At 61.8% G+C, this 26,237-nt stretch carries 17 protein-coding genes; 5 read left to right on the forward strand and 12 right to left on the reverse strand.

What is annotated here, in order from left to right; translation table 11 throughout:
- Window positions 1-4 precede the first annotated feature (4 nt).
- Window positions 5-1,039: a zinc-dependent alcohol dehydrogenase gene (locus tag QP803_RS19080; protein WP_284945059.1), complete on the forward strand. Its 1,035-nt coding sequence runs from the start codon at window positions 5-7 to the stop codon at window positions 1,037-1,039.
- A gap of 139 nt (window positions 1,040-1,178) precedes the next feature.
- On the opposite strand, the gene katG is transcribed toward QP803_RS19080, so the two are convergent.
- The 5 genes from katG to QP803_RS19105 all read right to left on the reverse strand — a co-directional run bounded on the left by katG (window position 1,179) and on the right by QP803_RS19105 (window position 5,721).
- On the reverse strand, window positions 1,179-3,464 hold the full coding sequence (gene katG / locus QP803_RS19085; protein ID WP_284947963.1) for a catalase/peroxidase HPI: 2,286 nt from the start codon (window positions 3,462-3,464) through the stop codon (window positions 1,179-1,181).
- A gap of 122 nt (window positions 3,465-3,586) precedes the next feature.
- Window positions 3,587-3,988, reverse strand: coding sequence for a c-type cytochrome (locus QP803_RS19090; protein ID WP_284945060.1), 402 nt, complete (start codon window positions 3,986-3,988; stop codon window positions 3,587-3,589).
- Window positions 3,989-4,088: 100 nt separating this feature from the next.
- A complete protein-coding gene (locus QP803_RS19095) occupies window positions 4,089-4,391 on the reverse strand; it encodes a BamA/TamA family outer membrane protein (RefSeq protein WP_284945061.1) in 303 nt (100 codons plus the stop codon).
- A gap of 246 nt (window positions 4,392-4,637) precedes the next feature.
- Complete coding sequence (locus QP803_RS19100) at window positions 4,638-5,315, reverse strand: cytochrome b/b6 domain-containing protein (protein WP_284945062.1); 678 nt, start codon at window positions 5,313-5,315, stop codon at window positions 4,638-4,640.
- 10 nt (window positions 5,316-5,325) lie between these two features.
- Window positions 5,326-5,721: a hypothetical protein gene (locus QP803_RS19105; RefSeq protein WP_284945063.1), complete on the reverse strand. Its 396-nt coding sequence runs from the start codon at window positions 5,719-5,721 to the stop codon at window positions 5,326-5,328.
- A 132-nt stretch (window positions 5,722-5,853) separates the two neighbouring features.
- On the opposite strand from QP803_RS19105, the gene QP803_RS19110 reads away from it, so the two are divergent.
- The 3 genes from QP803_RS19110 (at window position 5,854) to QP803_RS19125 (ending at window position 9,084) form a co-directional block, all read left to right on the forward strand.
- Window positions 5,854-6,528 carry a response regulator gene (locus tag QP803_RS19110; protein ID WP_284945064.1) on the forward strand — a complete coding sequence of 225 codons (675 nt, stop codon included), beginning with the start codon at window positions 5,854-5,856 and terminating at the stop codon, window positions 6,526-6,528.
- On the forward strand, window positions 6,528-7,958 hold the full coding sequence (locus tag QP803_RS19115; RefSeq protein WP_284947964.1) for a sensor histidine kinase: 1,431 nt from the start codon (window positions 6,528-6,530) through the stop codon (window positions 7,956-7,958). The genes QP803_RS19110 and QP803_RS19115 overlap by 1 nt, the downstream gene beginning before the upstream one ends.
- Before the next feature lie 523 nt (window positions 7,959-8,481).
- On the forward strand, window positions 8,482-9,084 hold the full coding sequence (locus QP803_RS19125; protein WP_284945065.1) for a PEP-utilizing enzyme: 603 nt from the start codon (window positions 8,482-8,484) through the stop codon (window positions 9,082-9,084).
- A gap of 292 nt (window positions 9,085-9,376) precedes the next feature.
- Here QP803_RS19125 and QP803_RS19130 read toward each other — a convergent pair whose 3' ends face one another.
- From QP803_RS19130 to QP803_RS19145, 4 genes are all read right to left on the reverse strand, one after another.
- Window positions 9,377-17,737 (reverse strand): GH36-type glycosyl hydrolase domain-containing protein, encoded by an 8,361-nt coding sequence (locus QP803_RS19130; protein ID WP_284945066.1) that lies wholly within the window; start codon window positions 17,735-17,737, stop codon window positions 9,377-9,379.
- A 128-nt stretch (window positions 17,738-17,865) separates the two neighbouring features.
- Window positions 17,866-18,045 carry a hypothetical protein gene (locus QP803_RS19135; RefSeq protein WP_284945067.1) on the reverse strand — a complete coding sequence of 60 codons (180 nt, stop codon included), beginning with the start codon at window positions 18,043-18,045 and terminating at the stop codon, window positions 17,866-17,868.
- Between the two features lie 123 nt (window positions 18,046-18,168).
- Window positions 18,169-19,056 (reverse strand): ADP-polyphosphate phosphotransferase, encoded by an 888-nt coding sequence (locus tag QP803_RS19140; RefSeq protein WP_284945068.1) that lies wholly within the window; start codon window positions 19,054-19,056, stop codon window positions 18,169-18,171.
- 21 nt (window positions 19,057-19,077) lie between these two features.
- Entirely contained in the window at window positions 19,078-21,633 is a 2,556-nt protein-coding gene (locus tag QP803_RS19145; RefSeq protein WP_284945069.1) for a plasma-membrane proton-efflux P-type ATPase, read from the reverse strand.
- 134 nt (window positions 21,634-21,767) lie between these two features.
- On the opposite strand from QP803_RS19145, the gene QP803_RS19150 reads away from it, so the two are divergent.
- Window positions 21,768-22,847: an IS630 family transposase gene (locus QP803_RS19150; RefSeq protein WP_284945070.1), complete on the forward strand. Its 1,080-nt coding sequence runs from the start codon at window positions 21,768-21,770 to the stop codon at window positions 22,845-22,847.
- Between the two features lie 114 nt (window positions 22,848-22,961).
- Here QP803_RS19150 and QP803_RS19155 read toward each other — a convergent pair whose 3' ends face one another.
- Genes QP803_RS19155 through QP803_RS19165 form a run of 3 tightly spaced genes read right to left on the reverse strand, consistent with a single transcriptional unit; the run spans window position 22,962 to window position 26,200 of the window.
- Window positions 22,962-23,939 (reverse strand): carbamate kinase, encoded by a 978-nt coding sequence (locus QP803_RS19155; protein WP_284945071.1) that lies wholly within the window; start codon window positions 23,937-23,939, stop codon window positions 22,962-22,964.
- Window positions 23,940-23,943: 4 nt separating this feature from the next.
- Complete coding sequence (argF, locus tag QP803_RS19160) at window positions 23,944-24,942, reverse strand: ornithine carbamoyltransferase (RefSeq protein WP_284945072.1); 999 nt, start codon at window positions 24,940-24,942, stop codon at window positions 23,944-23,946.
- 13 nt (window positions 24,943-24,955) lie between these two features.
- The gene (locus tag QP803_RS19165) at window positions 24,956-26,200 is read right to left on the reverse strand and encodes an arginine deiminase (protein ID WP_284947965.1); all 1,245 of its coding nucleotides are present in this window, start codon (window positions 26,198-26,200) and stop codon (window positions 24,956-24,958) included.
- Window positions 26,201-26,237: the final 37 nt, after the last annotated feature.

Genomic DNA, 26,237 nt, shown 5'->3' on the forward strand with positions numbered 1-26,237 from the left:
TCCCATGGCCACCACGATGCACGCCGCCGTCGTCGAACATTTCGGCAAACCTCTGGTATTCCAGGAATGGGCCATCCCCACGCCCGGAGCCGGACAGATTGTTGTCAAAACCGAAGCCTGCGGCGTCTGCCATACGGATCTTCATGCCGCGAACGGGGACTGGCCTCTGAAGCCGACCTTGCCCTTCATCCCCGGCCATGAGGGGATCGGGCGTGTGGTCGCGGTCGGTGCCGGGGTCACCATCGTCAAGGAAGGTGACCGCGTCGGCGTGCCCTGGCTGTATTCCGCGTGCGGGCATTGTGAGCATTGCCTGGCAGCGTGGGAGACGGTGTGTGGTGAAGCGCAGTTCGGCGGCTACACCAAAAACGGCGGCTTCGCGGAATACATCCTCGCCGATCCTAACTACGTCGCCCATATTCCAGCGGGCCTCGCCCCGCGCGAAGCCGCACCCCTCATTTGCGCAGGCATCACAACCTACAAGGGCATCAAGGTCGCCGATGTCCGGCCAGGTGAGTGGATCGCCATCTCTGGCGCTGGCGGATTGGGTCACCTCGCCATTCAGTACGCAAAGGCCATGGGCCTGAACGTCTGCGCGGTGGATATCGATGACGGTAAGCTTGCCCATGCAACGCGCCTGGGCGCCGACCTTGTGGTCAATGCCAGAGCGCCCGACGCCGTCGAAGCCGTACGAAACGGCACCTCTGGCGGGGCGCATGGCGTGCTGATCACAGCGCCTTCGCTCGGTGCCTTCAAGCAGGGCATAGGCATGGCCCGCAAGCGCGGCACCTGCGTGCTCGTCGGCCTGCCACCCGGCGAATTCCCCGTGCCATTGTTCGATATCGTGGCCAACTGCATCACCATCCGCGGCTCCTTCGTCGGCACGCGCGAGGATATGGCGGAGGCGCTCGCCTTCGCCGCCGAAGGTCGCGTCAAAGCGGACATCGAAGTGCAGCCGCTTTCCGCGATCAACACGGTCTTCGAGAGACTGGAGCATGGCGACGTACCGTCGCGCGTCGTGCTGGAATTCGAAGCCGTCTGAGGTGGCTCTGCCGTCCACGCTCTTGCCTAGCTTAGACCCGCCACGGGGATCAATCAACGAGAACCAGGCAGGACCCCCTATATGGAAATCTATCACGTCACGGGCGGGGTCGATCATTCCGAAATCGATCGTATAGGCCTCAGACGCCCAAGTCATATCGGTCAAGCATCATGACTTTGTCCCACGCTTGAACGAAGTTCCTCACGAACGGTTCGTGACCATCACTGCTGGCATAAACTTCAGCAACCGCACGCAACTGGCTATTGGAGCCGAAGATGAGGTCGGACCGTGTCGCGGTGAACCGCGTTTGCCTCGTCGAACGATTTTCTAAAGAAAACAGCATGCCCCTCGCGTCCGCCTTTTTCCACTCATAGTCCATACTAGTTAGCACGGTGAAAAAGTCGTTGGTCAGCACGCCAACACGATCTGTGAAGACGCCATGACCGGAGCTGTCATAATTGGCATTCATGGCCCTGAGGCCACCTACCAGGGCCACCCATTCCGGTGCCGTGAGCGACAGGAGCTGAGCCTTGTCGAGGAACATTTCCTCGGGAGCGACGCCCTGTGAAATTTCCTCGATCTGCTCGTCGAGATAGTTGCGGAACCCGTCGGCCACGGGCTTCAACCACTCGAACATCTCGATATCGGTGAGCTCCTGCGTCGTATCACGGCGACCCGGGGTGAAAGGAATCGTGATCACGACGCTCGCTTCGGCCGCGGCCTTTTCGAGCGCGGCGCAGCCGCCAAGCACAATTAGGTCAGCGAGCGATACCTTCTTGCCTCCCGTCTGCTTGCTATTGAAGGCGTCTTTCAGTTCGCGCAGTGCCGCCACCACCGGCACGGCCCGACGGTTGACGACCCAGTCTTTCTGCGGGGCTAGCGCAAGCCGCCCGCCATTGGCGCCCCCGCGCTTATCGCTGCTTCGATGGGTCACCGCAGCCGAGAATGCGGTAAACACCAGATCGGAGACTGACATGCCTGTAGACAGGACCGACTGCTTGAGCACGGCAATGTCTGCACCTTCGATCAGGTCAAAATCGCGGGGTGGAATCGGATCCTGCCATAGCAGATCGTCCTCGTTCTTCTTCTCGGGGCCAAGGTAGCGCTCACGCGGCCCCATGTCGCGATGGGTCAGCTTGTACCACGCCTTGGAGAAAGCCTGGGTGAACGCATCGAAATCGTTGAGAAACTTCACGCACACATGGCGATAGTCGGGGTCGACTTTCAGCGCGATATCGCTGGTCATCATCATCAGCGGGTTCATCTTGCCCACGATATGCGCATCCGGCGTTTTGGGTGCGTCCGGGTCGGTTGGCGTCCACTGCAGCGCGCCCGCTGGGCTCTTAGTTTGGTCCCATTCGAATTTGAACAGATTCTCAAGGTAGGTATTGTCCCACTTAGTCGGGTCCGGTGTCCAACTTCCTTCAATGCCGTTGGTCATCGTATATTCGGCGAATCCGGTGCCTTCGGGATTCTGCCAACCGAGACCCATCGCCTCGATCGGCGCGATCTCCGGCGGCGGCCCGACCTTGTCTGCCGTGACCTTGCCATGACTCTTGCCGAACGCATGACCGCCGGCGATCAGTGCTACCGTCTCCTCATTGTTCATGGCCATGTGGGAGAAGGCGATGCGAATGTCGCGCGCCGAACCCATCGGGTCGCCATTGGCATATGGACCTTCAGGATTCACGTAGATTAGCGCCTGATGCGTCGCCGCAAGCGGGTTCTCGAGGTCGTAGTCTTCGTCGCCGTTTTTACCCCGCCACCTTTTGTCGCGCGTCACCATGCTGTCAGGCGACGGCGCCGTTTTGGGGTCCCACACCTCCGGGCCCCAATAGGTGCTATTATCCGCCTCCCAGGCGTCGCGGCGACCGCCGGCAAAGCCGAAGGTCGGGAACCCCATGATCTCGAGCGCGCAGTTGCCGGTGAGCACCATCAGGTCACCCCAGGACAATGCACTGCCATATTTCTGCTTGATCGGCCAGATCAGCCGACGCGACTTGTCAGTATTGCCGTTATCCCACCAGCTGCTGATCGGCGCAAAGCGCTGCAGTGCGTCACCGGCGCCGCCGCGCCCATCGGCGATGCGATAGGTTCCCGCTGCGTGCCAAGCCATGCGGATCATCTGTGGGCCATAATTGCCATAGTCCGACGGCCACCACGCCACCGACGACGTCAGGAATGCCTTGATTCTTTGCTTCAGAGCATCGAGGTCGATGCGGTTGAAGGCTTTGGCATAATCAAAATCGTCGCCCAGCGGATTGGCTCGCTGCCCGGCCCGGTAGAGTAACTCGACTTTCAGCCGATCCGGATACCATTCGGAGAGAGTTGGCGGCGTCCCCAACGAACCGCCGATGCGATCACCGCCGAACGGGCACTTCCCCGTCATTTCGAAGGTCTCGGCATTGATCTTGTCGTGGATCATATCGGTCACGATGATGTCCTTTCGAGACGCGCCCGGTCGCGCGTAAGGTGCGGATCGCAGGAAGGGCTTCAGAACTTGGCCAGTATCCAGTATATGGGCCGCCGGACTCGGGCCCTTTCGACCTATTTCTTGTGGCCGGATGCGTCAAACTGATCGAGATATGCAATCACGTCGGCACGATCTCGGGTATTGGTCATCCCCGCGAAGCCCATCTTCGTGCTCGGCACCATGTCCCTCGGGCCCTTGAGCCAATCGTTCAAAGTCGCGACGGTCCAGGTTTTGCCGGCGGCACCGCCTGCGCGAAGTCCAGGGGAATAATCGTAGCCGCGGTAAGTCGCCCACCGCTGGCCGACGACGCCGTTGAGGGGCGGCCCGACCTTCACCCGGGCGTGGGGCCCGATGGCATGACAGCCAAAGCACATGCCATAGTCCAACTTCCCGCGTCCGGCATCAGCCGCAACGGCAGAGGGGGTCCAGACGGCAGCGGCAGCCAAGAAGAGTGCCAAAAGCGGCTTTAGCAGCATGATGTCCAACCCCCATTATAAAAGCCGGACAAATATGCCAGCTTCACCTTACAGCACCCTGACGGCGATCTCCGCTCCTCTGCGAGCCTGAACCGCTGCCTCAGTCGTTCTCATTGTTGTGTCCGCTGGTGCGAACCCTCTGCCTTGTTTGTTCAAATAGCGGCTTTCCCGATGCAAAGCGGAAGATTTGCGTTTTGTCGCCGCCGTACTTCAGAAGAGGATCAGCTAGATCGATGTTGATGAGCCCGAAGGGCGTATCCCACGAGAACCCCACGCCAGCAGCGACGCGCGGCGCAGGGGTGCCATAGATTGGGCCATTTGTCTCCTTAACACCGGACAGCGCACCGACGTCCACAAAGACCCGGCCCGTAAGCCCAATATCCGGTGAGATTGGAAGCGACAAACTGATGGCGGCGCCTATACTCTCGCGCGGGAACCGTCACAGCAACTGGCCCTGGCGGTGGGCAGAAGCTTGAGCGAATAAGAGGCATCAACAAACTATCCCAACCGCATTTTAGTCATCGCTGCCCAGCCGAGATTATTAGCCACGACAATTATTGGCGCCTTCGCGTTCACCGGCAATTCAAGATGGGTATTCATAGTGAGTTTCCTGCATTTCTGACGCGGATAAAGATGCCGATAGTGATAGTCAGGGCCTCCAGCGTGGCCAGAATGCGTTCCGTCGCAGCCAGAACATGCGGGTAAGGATGTCACTGCCGAGCAGGTGATGAAGAGCGGCCAGGGCTGAGTGGCCGATGAGGTAGGCCCACATTAGATTCGCCATAAGGCTATGGACAGCGAGAGCGGTGTGAGCGAGGGCAGACCCACGCGCGAAGAAGGAGAAAGACCCCGTTACCGCCATCGCGGTGACAATGAGCAGGCCGAGGCCATGGACGGCGCTCGCCATTGCCCCGCTGGTATCGTCGGAGAGATCGCGACGGATAAGGTGGCGGAGTTGATCCAGAAAGTCCGTCAAGACCTCCCAAATGCGGGTAACGGAGAACCACGGAAAGAGTCTGGAGATCCGCGTCTCGCCGTTACGGATAAGGGCCCATATCCAAAAGCCGAAGACAATCAGAAAGCTCGCAAGACCAACATATTCGTGAAGGGTGTAGAGCAGACCGGGTGAGTCTCCAGGGAGAGGCGATTCCATAAATTGGCTGGTCATCAACTGGTTGAGAACCGCGATGAGCAACAGCAGGTGAATCACGCGGGTCAGGTGCGATGGACGAGACAGACTACGCTCGCCCTTGGTCGACACACCTGCCGTAAAGACGTCACGGCGCGGATCGCGGAGTTGCAAATTGGGATTTCTCATGTCGTTCATCAGAGCGTCCTTAGTTTTTGTAGACGGCATGGCAGGCGCTACAGTCGGACGTCATGCGCGCAAAACTGGCTTCCAATACGGTCTGGCTCGGGCTGTCTTTAAAAGCGGAGCTGGCGTCCGACGCGAAACTGAGGAACCGTGCCCTCAGGTCTTGAGCCGCGGAACTGTTCCCCTTGATACGTCCAGCGACCCTGTTGGCATCGCCGATGTAGATCTGGATGGCGCTACGGATTTGGCCTTCGTCATAGGGCTTTTGACCGGAGAGCATCGCTTCGGTGCTTTTTTCGTTGGTGTGCCAAATCCGCATGATCGGAGAGAGCTGCAGAGCGGCAAAAGCCACGACGGGCACCAGAACGACCCCAACAAGAAGGGAGCCCCTTAAAACGAGCGCTTTGATAGATGCCATTATCCAACCCGTTATGTGGTGCTGGGCAATGTGACGTGTTGAGCTTACAGCAACCTGTCAGCCGGGGAGGCGCGTTGTAAGGCCCTTGTAAGCTTCCGATGCGAAGAGACGTTAAAGGGGTTGGTTCCACCGATGCGTGTTCTTGTTGTCGAGGATGAGCGAGAGCTTGCCATACTGATCCGCGCCTCTTTGGAACGCGGTGGGTTCGCCGCGGACGTCGCAGCGACCATGGCCTCCGCTGGGGAGCATCTGGCCCTCACGTCATACGACGCATGCATTCTCGACCTCGGACTCCCCGACGGAAGTGGTCTTCAACTCCTTCAAACGCTCAGAAAGGGTCGTTCGACTTTGCCGATCCTCATCCTGACGGCGCGGGACGGTCTGGAGGACAGGGTGACTGGCCTTGACGCGGGTGCCGATGACTACGTGGTCAAGCCCTTCCACATGCCGGAACTTATCGCTCGGATCCGCGCTCTTTTGCGGCGACCCAACGCGGCCCTCGGGGTGTCGCTGACGTTTGGAAACCTGTTGCTGGAAACGACATCCCGCCAGGTTAAGGTCTCCGGTCGAGATATCGGCCTGTCCGTCCGGGAGACATCGATGTTGGAACTGCTGCTGCGCAGACAGGAGACTGTGGTCACGCGGCAGGCGGCAGAGCAGCATTTGTATAGCTTCGACGCCGAGGTGAGTCCGAACGCGCTCGAAGTTCTGGTCCATCGTCTACGTCGCAGGCTGCAGGAGGCAGACGCCACGGTCGTCGTTCACACCGTCCGGGGCGTGGGTTATCTGATGGCATTGGGGACTTGATGGCACGGGTCGTCGAGGTTGACTGGTCTCTGTCAATCCGTCTGGCGTGGCGGCTCACAGGATTGATGCTCTTCGCCATCGTACTGGCTGCGGCAGCGGTGGCTTGGCGCACCATCGCGACGCTCCACGACCTTGATGACTCTGCCCTGCAGCAGCAGGTAAGGCTTGTCGTGACCCATCTCCCTCCAGACGACGGCGGACATGCTCCATTCGGTCTGCCCTCCACCGTGACCGAACCGTTTCGGCTCTCCGACGGTGATAACCTCTTTCTCGTCTTCGGCCGCGGGCAGAAGCTGCTGACCTCATCGGATCCCGCGAAAGCAGTTCAGGCGCTGACCGATTTGCGGAACCCGCTGCGCGCGGGCTTTTTTCGAGTACCTTTTGTGCTTGGCCACCCTCAGGGCATGGTGGGCTACGCGCAGCCAGCAGGCGGCCGCTGGGTGGTTGTTCTCCAGGGGCGTGAGCAGACGGCGGTCCTCCTCGACAGCCTGATGGCACACTTTCTTTTCGGCGCTCTATGGCTTCTGCTGCCCATCGGCGCGGCGACAGCCCTCGTCAGCCTCTACACGCTTCGGCGGGCGTTTAAGCCGCTGCTGCGTGTTTCCGCGGCAGCGGCGTTCGTGGGCGCATCTCGGCCGGGTCTTCGCCTACCCGTGGCGGGCCTACCGCGTGAGGTGGCGCCGCTTGTGACCGCCGTTAACGAGGCCCTGATGCGGCTGGAACAGACAATCGCCAGCCAGAGGATATTCATGGCGGAGGCGGCGCATGGCCTGCGGACACCCTTGGCCGTCCTCACCGCGCGCCTTGATACGCTCAGCGATGTTCAAGATGTCGATCCTCTCCGACACGACGTCGATCGGATGGCGCGGCTTGTGGGGCAGCTTCTTGGCATGACCAGGCTCGAAAGCCTCCCACTCGACGTGTCTCAGGAGGTCGATCTGCAAATCCTTGCCACGGAGGCAGTGGCCGACCTGGTACCGCTGGCACTCCAGAGGAACATCGAACTTGCGCTGCTCGGCGCACAGTCGGCCGTTTTGGTTCGCGGTCATAAGGCAGCACTCACCCTTGCCATAACCAATCTGATCGAGAACGCGATTGCCTACGCGCCAGAAGGCAGCACAGTCGAGATTGTGGTTTCGCTCTCTGGGATGGTCGCTGTCCGTGATCGCGGACCAGGGATCGCACCTGAACATTGGGAAAGCCTCCTTCGGCCGTTCGAGCGCGGCCGCGCCGCCGTCCCGGGCGGGGCTGGACTGGGTCTGGCCATCGTGTCGAGAATTGCGGCCTCTCATCACGGAACTCTGTGTCTCGACGCGCGGCAGGATGGGGTTACATCCATCAGTCTAAGCGTGACAGGGAAAGGTTTTCTGACCCGTAGCGATCAATTTTATTCACGAGACCCAAGACAAGGGGCAACCACACACGACTGATCGCTCTTCAAAGAAGGCGGGCTGGACGTTGCAGCCAATTTCTTTAAAGATAGAACGAACCATGTATTCCTCGGTAAAGGCGACGAGCACGCAAAATGCCTGAGCTAGCACGACGGTCGCATTTCCTGGCGAGTTCTAAATCTATGGATAACGGTTCAGAACCTCATGACCGATGGCGCGTCGATTGAGGTTACGCTTTGGGCTTGGCTTTTGCGCGACGCCAGGCAGCGTATCCGCCCTTTGGTCACGCAGGATCGTGTAGCGATCGGTAGGTCGCTTTCTGGATGCTCTTCTCGGCAATGAACCGCGCAGGATAGGCTGGATACGAGCCGACGCAGCGGACGACAGCGGACTCTGATCGAACGGCCAAACCGAAGGTCAGATCACTAGGCTCAAGCTGATGAAGCGGCAGATGTGTGGCCGTGCAAATCTCGATCTGTTCGAAGCACCGCTTATCAGTCCGGCATGACACCGTTCATCAGCGAAATTACGTCAGAGCCCTTTTCCACGCCGGTTCACAGACTTGTTCCTGCTTCAGGCGCGCCGCGCCAAACACACGAACTGGGCCGCGATCGTCATCGCAGTGGACATGGTAAACGAAGCGCTTGTAACGCCCACGCAGGCTTTGTCGCAGCTTGGCGGGATTGATCTCGCGACAGTGATCCACATCACGATCGTCGCATGCTTACCCAAAAGCCTGGCGCGGGCCCAGGTCGCCAGCATGGGTGTGACGACCGGTGTCATCGCGCTCGATCCTTCTTGCGTCAAACGGTTTTCAGAAGCGGGCAAACCCGCCATTCTGGTTCGCCAGGACACTGTGACGACGGATATCGAGGGCATGGCGCTCGCCGTCGGTATCCTGACCGCATCCGGCGGCTGCACCTCCCACGCTGTAGTGGTGGCGCGTCAGCTTGGCAAGGTGTGCCTGGTCGCCTGCACCGAGCTGCACATCGACATGACCCGCCGCCAGTGCACGATTGGCGGCATTGTCCTGAACGAAGGCGATCTCATCTCCCTCGATGGTGATGGCGGCGTCGTCTATCCGGGGCAGCTTGCGATTGTGACCGAGCGGCCGGATCGCTCGCTCGCGGCGATCGCCTCCTGGCGCGAAGCGCGAGCCGCATAGAAGAGTGATGCCGCATTCGACCAAATCGGCTGCTGCTGCAACAAGACCCACTTTTTCTGCTCCAAAGCGAGGAGTTCAATAAGAATTTTTCGCTTTTCAGCATCAATATTTGTGTTCAGCAAGTCAACGAATCGTTCTATGTTGAGGCGAACTATGAAGTCGTCCATCCCTAGAGTCCTCATTGCGGTGCAATACCGCGAGTCGAGGAATTAGGCTTTATGCTCTCTCACCGGCAGGTTCGGAAATTACCTAGAGCGTAACGTGGGAGAGTCATCGTCAACGCGGGTTAGAATTACGCGGCTTGCTCCGTGACGGTCGCGCCGAGCGTCACGCGCACTGTGTGCAGGCGGCCATCTTCGATCAGCGGCACCGCAGACCCTTCCCGCAGGGTCGTGCCGTCGAGCGTGAGCGACCGAACGCCTTTTGCGACGTGGGCCGGATTCTCGACCATGATCCTGTAGCGCGTAGAATGCCAGGTGATCGTTGCCGTGAAGCCCGGCCATGCCTGCGGAATGCAGGGATCGATGTACAGCGACGCACCCCGGATGCGGATGCCGAGGATGCCTTCGACGCCCACGCGCTGCATCCAGCCTGCGGAACCGGTGTACCAGGACCAGCCACCGCGGCCGACATGTGGCGCGGTGGAATAGATGTCGGCGACGACGGCGTAGGGCTCGACCTTGTAGCGCTCGGCATCGGCCCGCGTGGTAGAGTGGTTGATCGGATTCAGCATGGCGAAGAGCGCGCCCGCCTTGTCGCCGTCACCCAGGGCGGTGAACGCCAGAACCGCCCACATGGCCGCGTGGCTGTATTGGCCGCCGTTTTCACGAATACCGGGTGGATAGCCGGCGATGTAGCCGGGATCGACGGTTGGCCGGTCAAACGGAGGTGTCAACACGAGCAGCAGCCTTTCGTCGGCGCGCACCAGATGCCGGTCCAGCGACGCCATGGCACGCATGGCGTGGTCTGGCGGCGCGACGCCCGAGATAACGCTCCAGGACTGCGCGATCGAGTCGATCATGCACTGCGCGTCGGTATGCGAGCCGAGCGGCGAACCGTCGTCATGATAGGCGCGCAGATACCAGTCCCCGTCCCAGCATCGTTCCAGCGCCTCTGGCAAAGCGACCGCATGTGCGCGCCACGCGGCGGCCCGCACTGTATCCGACCGCGCCTCCGCCAGCGGAATGAAGGCGGTCAATGCCGCATGGAGGAACCAGCCGAGCCACACACTCTCACCCCGGCCGGCCTCGCCGATCCGGTTCATGCCGTCGTTCCAATCGCCCGTTCCCATCAGTGGCAAGCCGTGGCTGCCCAAAGCCAAACTGTGATCTAGAGCCCGGGCACAATGCTCATACAGCGAGCCGATGCTCACATGGGTATCGGGCAGAAAGAACCGGTCGTGCTCATCGGCGTTCAAGACCGGTCCGGCCAGGAAGTTGATCGGTTCGTCGAGTACGGCTGTGTCGTTCGTCGCCCCGACATAATGCGCGACCGTATAGGCCAGCCAAGCGCAGTCGTCCGAGATGCGGGTCCGCACGCCGCGCCCGGATTCGGGCAGCCACCAATGCTGGACATCGCCCTCCACGAACTGGCGTCCCGCCGCGCGCAGCAGGTGCTGTCGCACCAGGTCCGGCCGAGCGGCGCAAAGCGCCAAACCATCCTGGAGCTGGTCGCGGAAGCCATAGGCGCCGCTCGCCTGGTAGAAACCGGCGCGCGCCCAGATACGGCTCCCAAGGGTCTGATACAGAAGCCAACCGTTCAGCATGATGTCCATGCTGCGGTCCGGTGTCTGGACGACGATGGCGCCGAGCACCGTGTTCCATTGGCTGCGGATGGCAGCGAGCACGGTGTCGAGGTCGATGGTGCGATAGCGTGCGACCAAGGCGCGCGCGGCGTTCCCGCCCATCGCGGCGCCGAGCACGAGAACGAGTTCCACCTCCCCGCCCGGTGGCAGCTCGATCATGGTTCGCAGAGCGCCACAGGGGTCGAGGCCGGCGCCGACGGTGCCGGACAAGGCACCGACTGCCCCGCGCGGCGCCCCCAGCGAGCCGTTGCGGCCGAGGAATTCGCGCCGGTCTCCGGTCCAGCTTGTCTGTTTGCCGCCGAGATCCATGAACGCGACCTGTCCGCCCAAGTCCGCACTCCACGGATTGCGGGCAAAGAGCGCACCCGTCTCGCCGTCGATCTCCGTTTGCAGGAAGGCGGCGGTCGCCGGGCGTGAAGCACCCAACACCCATTCGACATAGGCGCAGACGGAGATGGATCTTGGCGCGCGGGTTAGATTGCGCAGTCGCAGCCGCGACACCTTCACCGGGTCCTCGGGTGCCACGAATTGCAGCAGGCTGGTGGCGATACCTTGCGCAGTATGGTCGAAGCGGCTGTAGCCGTGGCCATGGCGGGCGACATAGGTCGCCGAAGGGTCGCGGCACGGCGCGGCGGTTGGGCACCACAGCGCGCCGGTTGCCGTGTCGTGAAGGTAGAACGCCTCGCCCGTACGGTTGCTGACGGGATCGTTGGACCAGGGCGTGATCTGGTTCTCGCGGCTGTTGCCCGACCAGGTGAATCCGCTTCCTTCCGCCGCGACCTGAAAGCCGAAGCCCGGATTGGCGATGACGTTCACCCAGGGCGCCGGTGTCGTCTGTCCGGGCCCGAGGATGGCGACGTATTCTCGGCCCTCCTCCGCAAAGCCGCCCAAACCGTTGAACAGTTCGAGCGGCAGGGTCGGCGCCGGGGCGGCGACCAGCGGCCGGCTCGGCTTCGACGGTTCGGGTGCCTGACTTGCGAGGGTAGTCTGCTCGGCGCGATCGAGTTGCTCGGAAAGGCGGCCACGGTCGCCCGCGATGACGACCCGCGCGACCGCCGCCAGCAGATCACGGGTCTGTTTCGGCACGAGATCCGCCCGCAGCAAGGTGATCGACGGCTTTTCGTCCATGTTTCGCTGCGCGCGGATCAGCGCTTCCAAGGCGCCCTGAAGCTCCTGCGCATAGGACGGAGGATGATCATTGATGATGACGAGATCGACCGCGAACCGCTTCAGCCGGAAGTATTCATGCGCGAGCAGAACCTGTCTCGCGACACCCAGATCCGAAACGTCATCGATCCGCAGGAGAAGAATTGGTAGATCGCCGGAGATGCTCTGGCTCCAAAGACCCGACTGGGTTCCGCTACCGTCGCGTATCCGCTCGGGCGCGGAGCGTAGGGCCGGCCCCGCGAACAGCAGGTGACCGGCAAGACGCTGGAACACGTCGGCCTGGGCCGGCGTGATGCTGAGGTGGTGCAACTGCACCTGCGCCTGGGTCCAGGCCATCATGGCCGCGCGGTCGAAGGTCGCGACGTCGCGGTGGCGATCGACACAGGCCACGATCTCCTCGCGTGAGGAGGCCACCAAGGTCCAGAAGGCGACCCGCGCTGTCGCGCCAGGGGCGACAGTGATGCGACGCCGGATGGAGAAGATCGGGTCCAGAACTGTACCAACGGTGCCGGATAGGGCCTGGTCGTCATCCATGGCCGCCGGGTCGCGAAGGTCGCGGCCACGGCCTATGAACCGCGCGCGGTCGGTCTCGACCTGCGGGATGCCATCGGCCACAGCCAGATGCGCGGCCCAGATTTCCGGTTCCTCGGGCGTCCTGCGCCGCCGCGTCGCAAGCAGCGCGCCGCTATCGGCCAGGTATTCAGTCTCGACGAACAGCTTGGCGAAGGCCGGGTGAGCGACATCCGTCGCCTGGGGCGCCAAGGCCAGTTCGGCATAGGAGGTGATGTCGATCGTCCGTGCAACCGGACCATAGTTGCTCATAGTGATACGGCGCACTTCACCCTTTTCTTCAGCCGAAAGCAGGACATCCATCTTCGTGATGAGCGTGCCGTCCCGGCGGGAGAACTCTGCGTGATCTTCGTTGAACACGACGCTATAGGCATCGGGCGCCGCGCCAACAGGTTGCGCACCGGCGGACCAGACGCGCCCACTCTCGACGTCCCGAAGGTAGATATAGGAGCCCCAGTCATCGAGAGTGGAATCCTCGCGCCAGCGGGTCACCGCGATGTCCTGCCATCTACTGTAACCGGATCCGGCTGCAGTCAGCATCAGTGCGTATGGACCGTTGCAGAGCAGGTGGGTCCGTGGGGAAGCGGTGTGTGCATCGCCGAAATGTCTGCCGCCGGTAGACGCGATGTCGCGGGCCCGGACGACGGGCTTATGCTTGGCCGGTAACACGCGAACGTTTGTCACGTTTTGGGGCGCACGCTCCTGCAAAAGCAGTTCGGTTGCTTGGATGAGAGGATCCGCATGGAAGCGGGTGCGCATGATACCGTTCAGCGTGGCATCGGCGATGGCGACGATGGACATGCCCTGGTGATGCGCCATGAAAGCTCGCACCACGGCGACCGTCGTGCCCTCCGGTACGCGCCCCGGCGTGTAGTCGAGCGCCTCAAAGAATCCGTATCGCCCGCGCGCGCCATCTGCGGCGAGCCGGCCAAGATTCTTCACCGCCTGATGGGGATCGACCATCGCCGCAAGTGCCGTCGCATACGGCGCGACGACGAATTCATCGTCCAGGCCACTCTTAAGGCCCAGATCCGGCACGCCGAAGTTCGAATATTGATAGGTATATTCGAGGTCGCGCACGTTGTAGGCGGATTCCGATGCACCCCAGGGGATGCCGCGCGACTTGCCGAATTCGATTTGCCGGCGCACCGCGAGGCGGTTCGTCCGTGACAGCAGGCTTCCGTCCGGCGCGCGCATCACCAGGGACGGCATGAGGTATTCGAACATCGAACCCGACCAGGAAACGAGAGCCGCGCCATCATCGACCGGGGTCATCGTGCGGCCGAGCCGGAACCACTCGCGCGCAGGCACATCGCCCTTGGCGATCGCGATGAAGCAGGCGAGCCGCGCTTCGGATGCCAGCAGGTCGTAGCAATTGGCGTCGAGTGTCCCTTCAGCGACCAGATAACCGATTGAGAGCAGCTTGCGCTCCTCGCGGCGGAGAAAGCCGAAGTCCATCGCGAGAGCCATGCCCCGCGCGGCCTGTTCCAAAGCCGCGAGACGCGGGTTCAGCGCACCCTCCGCCTGATCGAGATCGCGACGCAGGCTGGCGACAGCCTCACCGATCGCCTTTGTCCAGAAGACAACGTCTGCGGCGGCGCCGTCCTCATAGGTCGCGGCGAGATCCCGAGCCAATTTGGTCGCGGTCTGGAGAGAGGGAGTAAGCGCGGACAGCCGATCCGCAAGGGTGCTCGGATGGCCGGGTGGCCGCCCGATGCGGTCCGCCAAATCTCGCAGCGAAGCCTCCAACATCGGCGCCAAAGCCCGCTGGGCCGCGATCGTTGCCGGCAGTTGTGCCAGTTCCTCCAAAACCAGGCCGATCGTATCGATCAGTCCCGTAAGGTCGCTCGCAGCGCTCTTCGGCAGGCGGCCCCAGCTCCGGCAGGCATTGGCGAGCGCGATCAGATGGCCGGCCAGATTGCCGCTGTCGACGGTGGAGACGTAACGGGGTTCGAGCGGGCGCAGATCTTGGGTCGCATACCAATTGAAGAAATGGCCGCGGAATTGGGCCAGGCGTGCAAGCGTTGCCATCGTCGCTTCGAGCCGGTCGACGGCATCGGTCATCCCGGTCCAACCGAAGTCGTAGGCATTGACGGTGCAAAGAAGGTAGAGGCCGATATTCGTCGGCGAAGTCCGTCGGGCAAGGACGGGCATCGGGTCTTCCTGGAAGTTGTCCGGCGGCAGCATGTTGTCTGCAGGCGTCACGAAGGTTTCGAAGAAGCGCCATGTGCGGCGAGCCAGTTGGCGGAGGGCGCGCAGGTCGGCCGCGATCGGCATCGGCTGGACTCCCGAACAGCGGCTTGCCCACCAGGCAATGGCGGGCGAGGCTATCCAAAGTGTCGCGAAGGGCGCCACCAGAAGACAGACCCATTGGTGCGCCGCCATCGCCAAACCGGCCATGAGCAGCCCGACCACAGGCGCGCCGGCCATCTTGCGGTAGTGGCCGGCGAGGGAAAGATTAGGCACAGCCCCGGCCTGTGCTGCCGTCAGCCACTGCAGCAGCCGGCGGCGTGAGAGGAGGCGGACGAGCGTGCGCAGGACCGCATCGCCCATCAACACGGCCTGATGGGCAATGAAAGTTACGACGAGCGCCGTGAGCACCGCCGCATGCCGAAGCCCGAGGCCGACGACATCGAGATGGCTTCGCCACGTCACCCATCTGCGGCGAGTCGTGATGACGCCGAGGAGGGGGATCAGCGCAGGCAGCGCGAGGGTTGCGATCACGAAGGCGGTCCAGCCGAGCGCCGGCCCGAACGGCAGAAGCCAGCCGGCCGCGAGGGCAAGGACGAAAGCAGGCGCGGAGAGCGTACGCCGCAGATTGTCCAGCATCTTCCAGCGGCCGATGGCGGGAAGCTTGCCGCCGCCAGGCATGATCCAGGGCAGCAGTTGCCAGTCGCCGCGCGCCCAGCGGTGCTGACGCATCGCGGCCACCGTATAGCCCACGGGGAAGTCCTCGACGACCTCGATGTCGGAGGCGAGGCCGGCGCGGGCGAAGACGCCTTCGAACAAGTCGTGGCTGAGCAGGGTCGAATCCGGAACCCTGCCCGTCAAGGCGGCCTCGAAGGCATCGATGTCATAGATGCCCTTGCCCGCGAAGGACCCTTCGCCGAGGAGGTCCTGATAGACATCCGAGACGGCGCCTGCATAGGGGTCGATGCCGTCGAGGCTGGAGAAGACGCGTTGGAAGATCGAGCTGTACTGGCCCATGGGCAGCGACGGCGTGATCCGTGGCTGCAAAACGGCATAGCCCTCGACCACGCGGCCGGATGCCAGATCGATACGCGGCGCATTCAGCGGATGCGCCATTTTGCCGACGAGGCGCCGGACCGCGTCACGCGGCAGGCGGGTGTCGGAGTCCAGGGTCACGATGTAGCGCACCCCCTCGGGAACCGGGCGATGCGGCAGGAAGCTGGTGTCGGTCGCGCCGCGCAGCAGGCGGTTCAGCTCATGCAACTTGCCGCGCTTGCGCTCCCATCCCATCCAACTCGCTTCGCCCGCATTCCAGACGCGGCGGCGGTGGAGAAGGATGAAGCGGTCGCCGCCGGTCGCCGGGCCGTAGCGGTGATTGAGCTGCGCTATGCCGTCGGCGGCGGCCGCCAGCAGCGCCTCATCGCCCTCGGCCCGCTCGGCCGGGCTGTCGGTCCAATCGGAGAGAAGGGCGAAATGCAGCGCGTTATCGGAGCTTGCAAGATGGTGGACCTCCAGCCGCGCGACCAGCTCCGCAACCGAGCCCGGAGATGTCAGCAGCGTCGGCACGACGACGAGGGTGCGAAGGGACGCCGGTATGCCGCCGCGCAGATCGCGTTCCGGCAAGGGGCTGGCACCGAATGCCCAGGTGGAAAAACGGTTAACGCAGGCGACGGCCGCGTCCGAGGCTGGCACGATGCCAAGGCAACCGAGTAGCAGGAGCCACGCGCCACTGACGGCCAGCGTGCTCAGCGCCCAAAGGGGAGCGAGCAGCAACAGCGCAGCCAAACCGACCACGCAGCCGCCGTACCAGATCAGGCCAAGGTCCCGGCAGATCCGGCCAATCCACGCGCCAAGTGAGAGCCGAAAGCCGATTGACTGCTCGAACGACCGGCGCCCACCCGCGATCAGAGAATAGCCGGGGTCGCACTGCCGGTCGCCCGATGGAGACGTCCGGTCTTCCTCCTCCGCGCGTGCGACGGCACGACCTGCGATCTCCGTCTCATCCAGACGCGCGCCCCGCGCCAGATGCTCGATCGCGTTTCGGTACAAATTCCGGGTTGGGAAATCCATGCCGCGAAAGGTAGTCGACCGGCTCAGCACGAGATCGACGGGGCACAGCGCCTCGAACACTTCGCTCCAGTCAAGGGCAGCGACCGTGCGCAGGCTGGTGATGATGTTGCGGATCGTCGCGCTAAAGGCGCTCTGCTCCTGCAATTCGTCATGAACCACGGCCTCGACCTGCAAACCGCGCCGCGCCACCTGATCGTCGAGCCAGGCAAGCGCTGGCTCACCTTTCGGGTCGCGGCCGCGCAGGCGATGCGCGAGTTGTACGCCGAACGCATTCGGCGAGCTGATGGGCCGCAACGACCCCATCACCTCGGACCAGGGCGAAGCCGTATGACCACCAAATCCCAGCAGCCTGTCGGCCAGTTCATTCGCCAAGTCTCGCGACGCCCCGTTGCTGACGATAATCGCGGCCACACGTCTCAAGTTCTCGATCAAGACGATGCGGAGCGTGATGGGAACCGCCCATAGCTCACCGATCGTCAGCGGCTGAACGTCCTGATAGGCGATCAGGTAGCGGCGCAGCGTTTCGGGCTCGATATCGCTGTCGGTATGAGCCACCAGGGACCACATCGCGCCAAACACGCGCGGAAGACCTTTGAACGGACCGTCCGCAAGCTTCGGAAGCTGTCGATAATATCCTGGCGGCAGATCGACCCCGATCTCGCGGATTTGCACGGCAACCAGATGATAGTTGTCGACTAGCCACTCCGCGGCCGGCGTCAGCTCGCGCCGGCCGCCATCGTTGAGCGCCAATACCTGGCTGGCGCTTAAGAGGAATGCCGCATTGTCACGCAACCGATTGGAAAGGCCGGGTCCACCGACATTCTTTGCCGCGACGGGCTGATCAGCAGCCAAGCTCCGCGCATGCTCCTCCAGACGTTCGATCCCGAATAACTCGCTCCGAATTGGGACACTGTCCTGCCACGGAGGAGGAATGCGGGCGGTGCGGAAAATACGCGTTAGAAACATCGGAGTTTAAACCGTCAGCGACGAAACAGGCTGCGGCGATTGCCGGGACCTTTAGAGGCAGCTTGACCCAACTCCGGCATGACGTCGGTCTCAAGGCGGTCGGCGGGGCTCGACTCCTCCGTCGTCGCGGGCGGCGTCATTCTGCCGTCGGAGCCCTGCGCTGCTATTTCGGAAACGTCAAAACGATTGCTCATCCGGATTCTCCTCTAGGGTTGGCGCCAGTTGCGTCGGCATTGACCGATAGCAGTTCGAAACGGGCAACATCAGCCACGGAAACTACCTAGAGCACCCCGCGTTCGAGTTGATTCGTAGTCTGGTCATCCCTCATCCTTGGCCGAGGCGACCAGTTCCGCACGGATCGTCTGCAGTTCAGAGACCCGTTCGGGCGTCACCTTTGGGTAGCTCATGTCGAGCGACTCAAGCGTGTCCACGACGATCTGTGAGACGATAAGCCTGGCATTTTGCTTGTCATCTGCGGGCACGACGAACCAGGGCGAGTCGTCTGTGCTCGTGGCACTCAGACACTCCTCATAGGCCTTCCGGTATTGACCCCAGAATTTTCTCTCCTCGACATCGGCTGTGCTAAATTTCCAATTCTTATCGGGCTCGTCGATCCGAGAGAGAAAGCGCCGACGCTGCTCCTCCTTCGAAAGATGGAGGAAGATTTTGACGACGCGCGTACCATTGGCATGCAGATGCCGCTCCAGATCGGTGATCGAGCGATAGCGATCATGCCAAAGCTTATGGTCATGGCCTGCTACATCCGGAATGGACTCGCTATGCAGGATGTCGCGGTGGACGCGAACGATCAACACTTCTTCATAGTAAGAGCGGTTGAAGATGCCGATCCGACCTCGTTCCGGCAGATCGCGCGTCGTGCGCCAAAGGAAGTCATGCGCCAGCTCGGTCGCACTCGGATGCTTGAAGCTGAAGACCTGGCAGCCCTGCGGATTGACACCCGACATCACATGCCGAATGGCGCCATCCTTGCCGGCTGCATCCATCGCCTGGAAGATCAATAGCACGGCATGCTTGCCAGCCGCATAATGCACCTGCTGCAAGGTGCTCAGCCGATTGGTATGCTTGGCGAGCAGTGTCTCGTAATCGTCTTTAGATCCGTAAACGGGATCGACGATGGTGGGTCGCTCTTTAAGGTCAAGCTTTTCCCTTTCTTGAACACGAAAGTGCTTTGTATGGATCTTCATATAAGTTCTCCATTGAGCTTGTCATGCGGCAGCCTTCGGCGCAGGTGATACGGTCTCCACCAGCTTCGCTGCCGCCGGCACCGCGTCTGTTTGGGTCGGGGACTTCGTCTTCGTGGGTTCCGCCGGTACGGCGGTATCGAGTGTCTTGGCAGCGTCAACCGTCCTGGCTTTGACCGCCGTGCGAGCAGTCGCACCGAACTGATCCAAAACGCGATAAGTGAGGAGTTTGATCGGATCGGTCACAAGAAACCACGCGATGGCATAGACCCAGATAAGGGCTGCCAGCCGCCATCCAATCGGTGTCACGATCCAGGCACCATAAACGGCGATCAATGTGGCGATCGTTTGAGTCCCGAAAACCGCGATCAACACAATCCAGGCTGGGCGTGTCGACCACCAGGGTCCCCGCGTCCGGGTCTGGAAGATCGTCAGATGGCCGGCGATCGACAGCATCAGATACATCGTGGTTTGCAGATGCGGATGGTCGAGATGGACGACACGAGCACCCAGGTAGAACAACCCGAAGGCGGCGATCGGTCCGACGAGACCCAGCACCGTTGCGACGCCCAGAACCACGGGCATGTTCCATGCCTCCGGCTGGTTCCGGTATTTGACATTATCATAGGCGATGGAAAGAATGGCGCCATCATTGAGCAGCGCGAGCATCACGATCATCACCGCCGTCAGCGGATAGAAATTGAATGCGACAATCGCTAGCGTCATAAACAGAAGGACGCGGAGCGTCTCCGCGATGCGGTAAATCGCGTAGCTGTTCATCCGTTGGAAGATTTTTCGGCTTTCCTTGATCGCGTCGATGATCACGGATAGTCCCGGCGTCATCAGCACGATTGCCGCTGCGGCGCGGGCTGCATCCGTGGCGCCGGAAACCGCGATGCCACAATCGGCTTGCTTCAACGCCGGGGCGTCATTCACGCCATCGCCCGTCATACCGACGATGTGTCCGCGCTTTTGTAGGACGTCGACGATGTGGAACTTGTGCTCCGGGAAGACCTGGGCAAAGCCGTCCGCATCCTCGATGGATTTCGCGACCTCGGCCGTCTCCTGATGTTTGGGGTCGCCGAGGCTGGCGCCGTCCAGGATATTGGCGCCCATGTCGAGCGTTTTAGCGGTTTCCCGCGCGATGGCCAGCGCATCCCCCGTGACCATCTTGATGGTCACGCCCATCTGCCGCGCCGTGGCGATGGTGGATTTCGCATCCTCACGTGGCGGATCGAAGAGCGGCAGTACCCCCAGCAACTTCCAGTCGCCACCGCCATCCGCGCGGGCTACGCCTAGCGCCCGGAAGCCCAGCGCAGCGAAGTCATTGACAGCCTTGTTAGTCGCATCCTTCACCGCCGTGGCGTCGGCCACGAGCGCCAGGATCACCTGGGGCGCGCCCTTGGTGACCTTGAAAGCCGCCCCGTCGGCGCCCTTCACCGTAGCCTCAGTCCGCTTGTGGACAGAATCGAAGGGTTGGAAATGCTGCACGTCATAGCCTAGCAGAGCCTTTTCGTCCTTCAGGCCAGCTAACACCGCCAGATCGATGACATCATTGTCCTCCGCGCGTGACGCCAAGGCGCCCGCGAGGATGACATCCGCCGGCTTTGCAGCGCCGATGCCGAACGGATCGCCCAAGGTCAATTTGTTCTGCGTGAGGGTGCCGGTCTTGTCGGCACAAAGCACGTCTACTCCCGCTAGTTCCTCGATGGCGACGAGCTTGCTGACGATGGCCTGCTTCCTGGCAAGCAGCCGCGCACCCACCGCCATCGTCACCGAAAGCACCGTTGGCATCGCCACCGGAATCGCGGCAACTGTGAGCACAAGGGCGAATTGCAGCGTTGTCAGGATGGGATCGCCGCGATAGATGCCAACGCCGATGATCACGGTCACGAGCCCCACGGCCAGCAAGATCAGATAATTGCCGATTTTCAATACGGCCTTTTGGAAGTGACTGACGCTGTGGGCGGTCTCGACCAACTCCGCCGTTCGGCCGAAATACGTCTTGCCGCCCGTGGCGTAGACGAGGGCATCGATTTCACCACGCCGGATGATCGAGCCGGAGAACACGGCGTCGCCGGAACGCTTCGAAGCCGGCAAGGATTCACCCGTGAGCGCCGCTTGGTCGACGGAGACCTCGTCGCCCTCCATCAGCCGGGCGTCGGCTGGCACAATGTCGCCGAGCCGGAGGCGAATGATGTCGCCTGGTACCACCTCCTTCGCCGGTGGCGTCAACCATTTTCCATCCCGCTTCACCCGCGCCTTAACCGCGAGCTTCGCCCTCAGAGCTTCGATGGCGTTGCCTGCTTCCCGTTCTTCCCAAAAGCCAACGACCGCGTTGGCGCAAAGCAGCAGCAGGATGATGATGAAGTCGGGCCAATGCCGAACGACGCCTGATAGAACGACGGCGATCTCGATCATCCAGGGAATCGGCTCCCAGAAATACAGGAGGAACTTCAGGAAAACGTTGGTCTTCTTGTCCTCGATCTCGTTCGGTCCGTATTGGATAAGCCGCTTCGCGGCTTCGGCCTGGGTCAGTCCATTGGGAGAGGAGCCCAGCCGCGTCTCGACCTCGCTCATCGGGAGCGCCTTCAAGTCGTCCTTGGCGTCGGAGCCTGAGGCGGCCTTCGCGTCCGGGGACCTAGTGGATAGAACCTGACGGAAGAGTCCGTTTAGAGATTCCAACGGCGGCTGGGACGTGCGAGTCTGGCACGATGCGCCCAGGCATCGTCGTCGAAGTTAACCCAGCTGACCAGGCCCGGCTTCAGTTGATCGTGACAGACCGCAATAGCCCACAGAAACATGTTTGGCGGGCTCAGATCGTCCTTCTGACAGCAGCGGGTCACGGCACGGCCGAGATCATGCGGCAAACAGGCAAGGCCAAAACGGCGGTGTGGCGCTGGCAGGAGCGGTTCATGCAGGCTGGCGTGGACGGGCTCCTGCGGGACAAGACCCGGCCTTCGCGCGTCCCAGCACTGGGATCGAATGTCGCTGACCGGGTTGTGGCGCTGACGCTGACGACCCCGCCCGGCGAGGTGACGCATTGGACCGGGCGAGCCATGGCCAAGACCGCCAAGATCAGTCTGAGCGCCACGCAACGCATCTGGCGCACCCACGGTCTGCAACCGCATCGGCTCCGCCAATTCAAGCTCTCCAACGATCCGCAGTTTGCCGCCAAGCTTCGCGACATCGTCGGTCTCTACGTCGACCCGCCCGCCCACGCCGTCGTCCTCTCGGTCGACGAAAAGAGCCAAATCCAAGCGCTCGACCGCACCCAGCCGGGGTTGCCTCTGAAGAAGGGGCGCTGCGGCACCATGACACACGATTACATCCGGAACGGTACGACCACGTTGTTTGCGGCCTTGAACGTTTTGGAGGGCGGCGTGATCGGCCGATGCATGCAGCACCATCGGCACCAGGAGTTCATCCGTTTCCTCAATGCTGTCGAAGCGGAGGTCCCTGCGGGGAAACTTGTCCATGCCATCATGGATAATTACGCCACCCACAAGCACCCGAAGGTTATCGCTTGGCTGGAGCGCCATCCACGCTGGACCTTCCATTTCACGCCGACCTCGGCCTCGTGGCTCAATGCCGTCGAGGGCTTTTTTGCCAAGCTCGCTAAACGGCGCCTCAAACGTGGCGTGTTCCACTCCCTCGTCTCACTGCAGGCTGCGATCAACCGCTTCGTCGCCGATACCAACGCCGATCCGCACCCCTTCCATTGGACCAAAGACCCAGAAAAGATCATCGCCGCGGTCAGGCGTGGGCACCAAGCGTTAGATTCAATCCACTAGAGTGGGCGGCAAGCGACTTCGCCATGATTGTCTTCCTCTCTCTGACCAGCCCTGCGCACGGAGCAACCGGCACGCTATGCAGGCGCCGGCCTCGCATCCAGGATCGGAAAATACCTATGCCGCGAAATCTTTTGCCGTCTTTGGCGGCGTTTCGACCACAGAGGGCGTCGTGGCGGTTCTCATGGCGATCGAGGTGCCCGCCGTGGCTCCAATGAGGTCGTGCAGGTCAGCGAGAGCGCCGATGGTCGCGCGGCATCCGGTGGCCCGCGAGAAGGCGCAGGCAGCCGCGACCTTTGGGCCTATGGATCCGGCGTGGAAGGACGCGGCTTCCGCCTCCAAGGCATCGGGCGACGTATCGCGGATCATCTGCGCGTTCGGCTTGCCGTAATCGAGAAAGACGCCCTCTACGTCAGTCAGCATAACGAACAACTCCACGCCGATCTGTTCGGCAAGCAGCGCGCTGGAGGCATCTTTGTCGATGACGGCTTCAGCACCTGTGAACCGCCCGTCCGCATCAACGAAGACCGGAATACCGCCGCCACCCGCACAGATCACGGTGACGCCCGCCTTCACCAAGAGGCGTATCGAAGCAAGTTCCAGAATCTCGATTGGCCGGGGTGAGGCCACAACACGGCGCCAGTGGGCGCCATCGGGGGCGACCGACCAGCCATTTGCGGTCGCCAATCGACGCGCCGTTGCCTCATCATAAACTGGTCCTACCGGCTTGGTCGGCACGCCGAAAGCTGCATCGGCGCGATCGACGCGGATCTGCGTCAGAAGCGTTGCGAGCGCAGACCCCGCCCCCATGGCGTTACGGAGCTCCAATTCAATCGCATAGCCGATCCACCCCTCGCTCTCCGCATCGAGGACATCCAGCGGCAAGGCGCCGTCGGAGGGGCCCGCCGCCGATTGCAAAGCGAGCAGACCGACCTGCGGGCCGTTTCCATGGGTGATGATCAAATGATGACCTCCCGCCGCCGCCGCCGCTAGCACCCTGGCCGCGACGCGCACCGCCACTTGCTGGGCCGAGGCGGAAAGACGCTGCCCACGCGGCAGCAGCGCGTTTCCGCCGAGCGCGACAAGGATCCTCATCCGGTTAGGCCAGAGTCGCGACAAGGATGGCCTTGATGGTGTGCATCCGGTTCTCAGCTTGATCGAAGATGATCGAGGCCGGTGATTCGAAGACCTCATCGGTGACTTCCATCGCCGTGATGCCGAAGCGCTTGGCCATGTCAGCACCGATCACGGTGTCAGTGTTGTGGAAGGATGGCAGACAATGCAGGAATTTGGTCACGGGATTGCCGGTCGCCGCCATCAAGGCCGCATTGACCTGGAAAGGCTTGAGCAACTCGATGCGTTCGCCCCAACGTGCCGCGTCTTCGCCCATCGACAACCACACATCCGTGTAGATGAAATCCACACCGCTCACAGCTTGCCGCGCATCGGCCTCGAACCGGACGGTTCCGCCAGTCGTTCTAGCAATGTCATCGATATGGGTGATGAAGGCCGCCTCTGGCCGGAGAGACGGCGGCGATCCGATGACGAGATCCATGCCCATCTTCGCGGCACCGACCGCCAGTGAACGCGCCATATTATTGCGGCCATCACCCATAAATGCGAAACGGATGTCGGAAAGAGTTTTATGCGTAAACTCGCGCATCGTCATGAAATCCGCTAGAATCTGAGTCGGATGCGTGTCGTCCGTCAGACCGTTATAGACGGGAACGCCGGAATACTGCGCCAGCGTTTCCACATCCGCCTGCGCGAAGCCACGAAACTCGATCGCGTCGAACATCCGGCCCAGAACACGCGCCGTATCCTTGATCGTCTCGGACTGGCCGATATGACTGCCGCTCGGCCCCATGAACGTCACGTGCGCACCTTGGTCATGGGCCGCAACTTCGAAACCGCTTCTGGTACGTGTGGAATCCTTCTCGAAAATCAAGGCGATGTTCTTGCCGTTCAGGCGCGGTTGCTCGAAACCGCTTCTCTTTGCGGCCTTGAGGTCCCTCGCCATATCGAGAAGAAAGCGCAGTTGGTCCGGCGTGAAATTGTCCAATGCGAGAACACTTTGTCCGCGTAGATTGATGGCCATATTGGCGTGTCCTTCAGAAATGTTCGATCGGGTCGCGGCTGAGCGGGCAGGTCATGCAATGCCCGCCGCCACGCCCCCGGCCTAATTCCGATCCTTCGATCGTAATCACTTCGATCCCGGCCTTGCGAAGCAGAGTATTGGTGTAGACGTTCCGGTCGTAGCCAATGACCACCCCCGGCGCCACGGCGACCACGTTGTTGCCGTCGTCCCATTGCTCCCGCTGCGCCTCGTAGCTGTCCCCGCCGGTCGCGATCACGCGCAGCTTCGGAACCCCGATCGCGGCCGAGACGGTCTCCAGAAAGCTACGCGTCTCCGCCACGACGCGAAGATCGATGCCATCGCTCGACGGGAAGAGTGAGAACGGCTTGATACCGTCAACTATGCCAGGAAAGACCGTCACGAGGTCGCGGTCGCAAAAGGTGAAGACGGTATCGAGATGCATGTTACTGCGGTCGCGCGGCATTTGCGCCGCGATCACCTGCTTGGTGGCCCCCGCAAGAAATAGTCGATGCGCATATTCGGTTACGGCCTGAGGGGTCGACCGTTCACCCATACCGATCAAAACGACGTCCGGCCCTATGGGCATGACATCGCCACCTTCAAGGGTCATGGCGCCCAGATGCTCGTCCGAGGCATCCAAGTAACTCACATGGCTCGAATTCTGGAAGCGCGGATGAAAGCGATAGACGGCTGCGATATTGATGGCTTCCGGCTGTCGTGCCGGCCAGAACATCGGGTTGATAAAGACACCGTTTCCAACCCAGCACGAACTGTCCCTGGTGAACAATTGGTTCGGTAGAGGTGGTAGAATGAACTCGTGCTCGCTTCGCGTCGCTGTGAACAGCCCATGAGCGGATTGCGGGAGCTCCGCCCGCGCGATGCCGCCCACTAGATAGGTCGCGAGCTCGACCGCTGGCATTTCGTTCAGCCATGCTCTTACTTCGCCGGCCGTGCCATGACCCAGTTGCCTTACGCCTGCGCGACGATCCAGCAGCCAGGCACGCGCAGTGGGATATGCCATGGTCTCGGCCAGCATGGCCCCGAACTCCTGCACGACCACCCCGCGTTCGCGGAGCGTGTCGACAAAGGCGTCGTGTTCCTGGCGTGCCTTCTTGACCCACAGCACATCGTCGAACAGCAGATCGCGGCAATTTCCTGGTGTGAGCCGCGTGAGACTAAGATCTGGCCGGTGAACCAGAACCTCACGCAGAACGCCGACTTCCGAATGAACGCCGAGAGTGTTTGTGATGACCGTGATCCTCTGTGACTTGTGTCAATTTCTACGTGCGGGCCAG

The organism is Acidisoma sp. PAMC 29798, assembly GCF_030252425.1.
Taxonomy (GTDB): Bacteria; Pseudomonadota; Alphaproteobacteria; order Acetobacterales; family Acetobacteraceae; genus Acidisoma; species Acidisoma cladoniae.

Coding starts and splice junctions, on each gene's coding strand:
- katG (WP_284947963.1), bottom strand. CDS start 3,464: ATGATCCACGACAAGATCAATGCCGAGACCTTCGAAATGACGGGGAAG.
- QP803_RS19110 (WP_284945064.1), top strand. CDS start 5,854: ATGCGTGTTCTTGTTGTCGAGGATGAGCGAGAGCTTGCCATACTGATC.
- QP803_RS19155 (WP_284945071.1), bottom strand. CDS start 23,939: ATGAGGATCCTTGTCGCGCTCGGCGGAAACGCGCTGCTGCCGCGTGGG.
- QP803_RS19140 (WP_284945068.1), bottom strand. CDS start 19,056: ATGAAGATCCATACAAAGCACTTTCGTGTTCAAGAAAGGGAAAAGCTT.
- argF (WP_284945072.1), bottom strand. CDS start 24,942: ATGGCCATCAATCTACGCGGACAAAGTGTTCTCGCATTGGACAATTTC.
- QP803_RS19145 (WP_284945069.1), bottom strand. CDS start 21,633: ATGAGCGAGGTCGAGACGCGGCTGGGCTCCTCTCCCAATGGACTGACC.
- QP803_RS19150 (WP_284945070.1), top strand. CDS start 21,768: ATGCGCCCAGGCATCGTCGTCGAAGTTAACCCAGCTGACCAGGCCCGG.
- QP803_RS19100 (WP_284945062.1), bottom strand. CDS start 5,315: ATGAACGACATGAGAAATCCCAATTTGCAACTCCGCGATCCGCGCCGT.
- QP803_RS19135 (WP_284945067.1), bottom strand. CDS start 18,045: ATGAGCAATCGTTTTGACGTTTCCGAAATAGCAGCGCAGGGCTCCGAC.
- QP803_RS19105 (WP_284945063.1), bottom strand. CDS start 5,721: ATGGCATCTATCAAAGCGCTCGTTTTAAGGGGCTCCCTTCTTGTTGGG.
- QP803_RS19090 (WP_284945060.1), bottom strand. CDS start 3,988: ATGCTGCTAAAGCCGCTTTTGGCACTCTTCTTGGCTGCCGCTGCCGTC.
- QP803_RS19080 (WP_284945059.1), top strand. CDS start 5: ATGGCCACCACGATGCACGCCGCCGTCGTCGAACATTTCGGCAAACCT.
- QP803_RS19115 (WP_284947964.1), top strand. CDS start 6,528: ATGGCACGGGTCGTCGAGGTTGACTGGTCTCTGTCAATCCGTCTGGCG.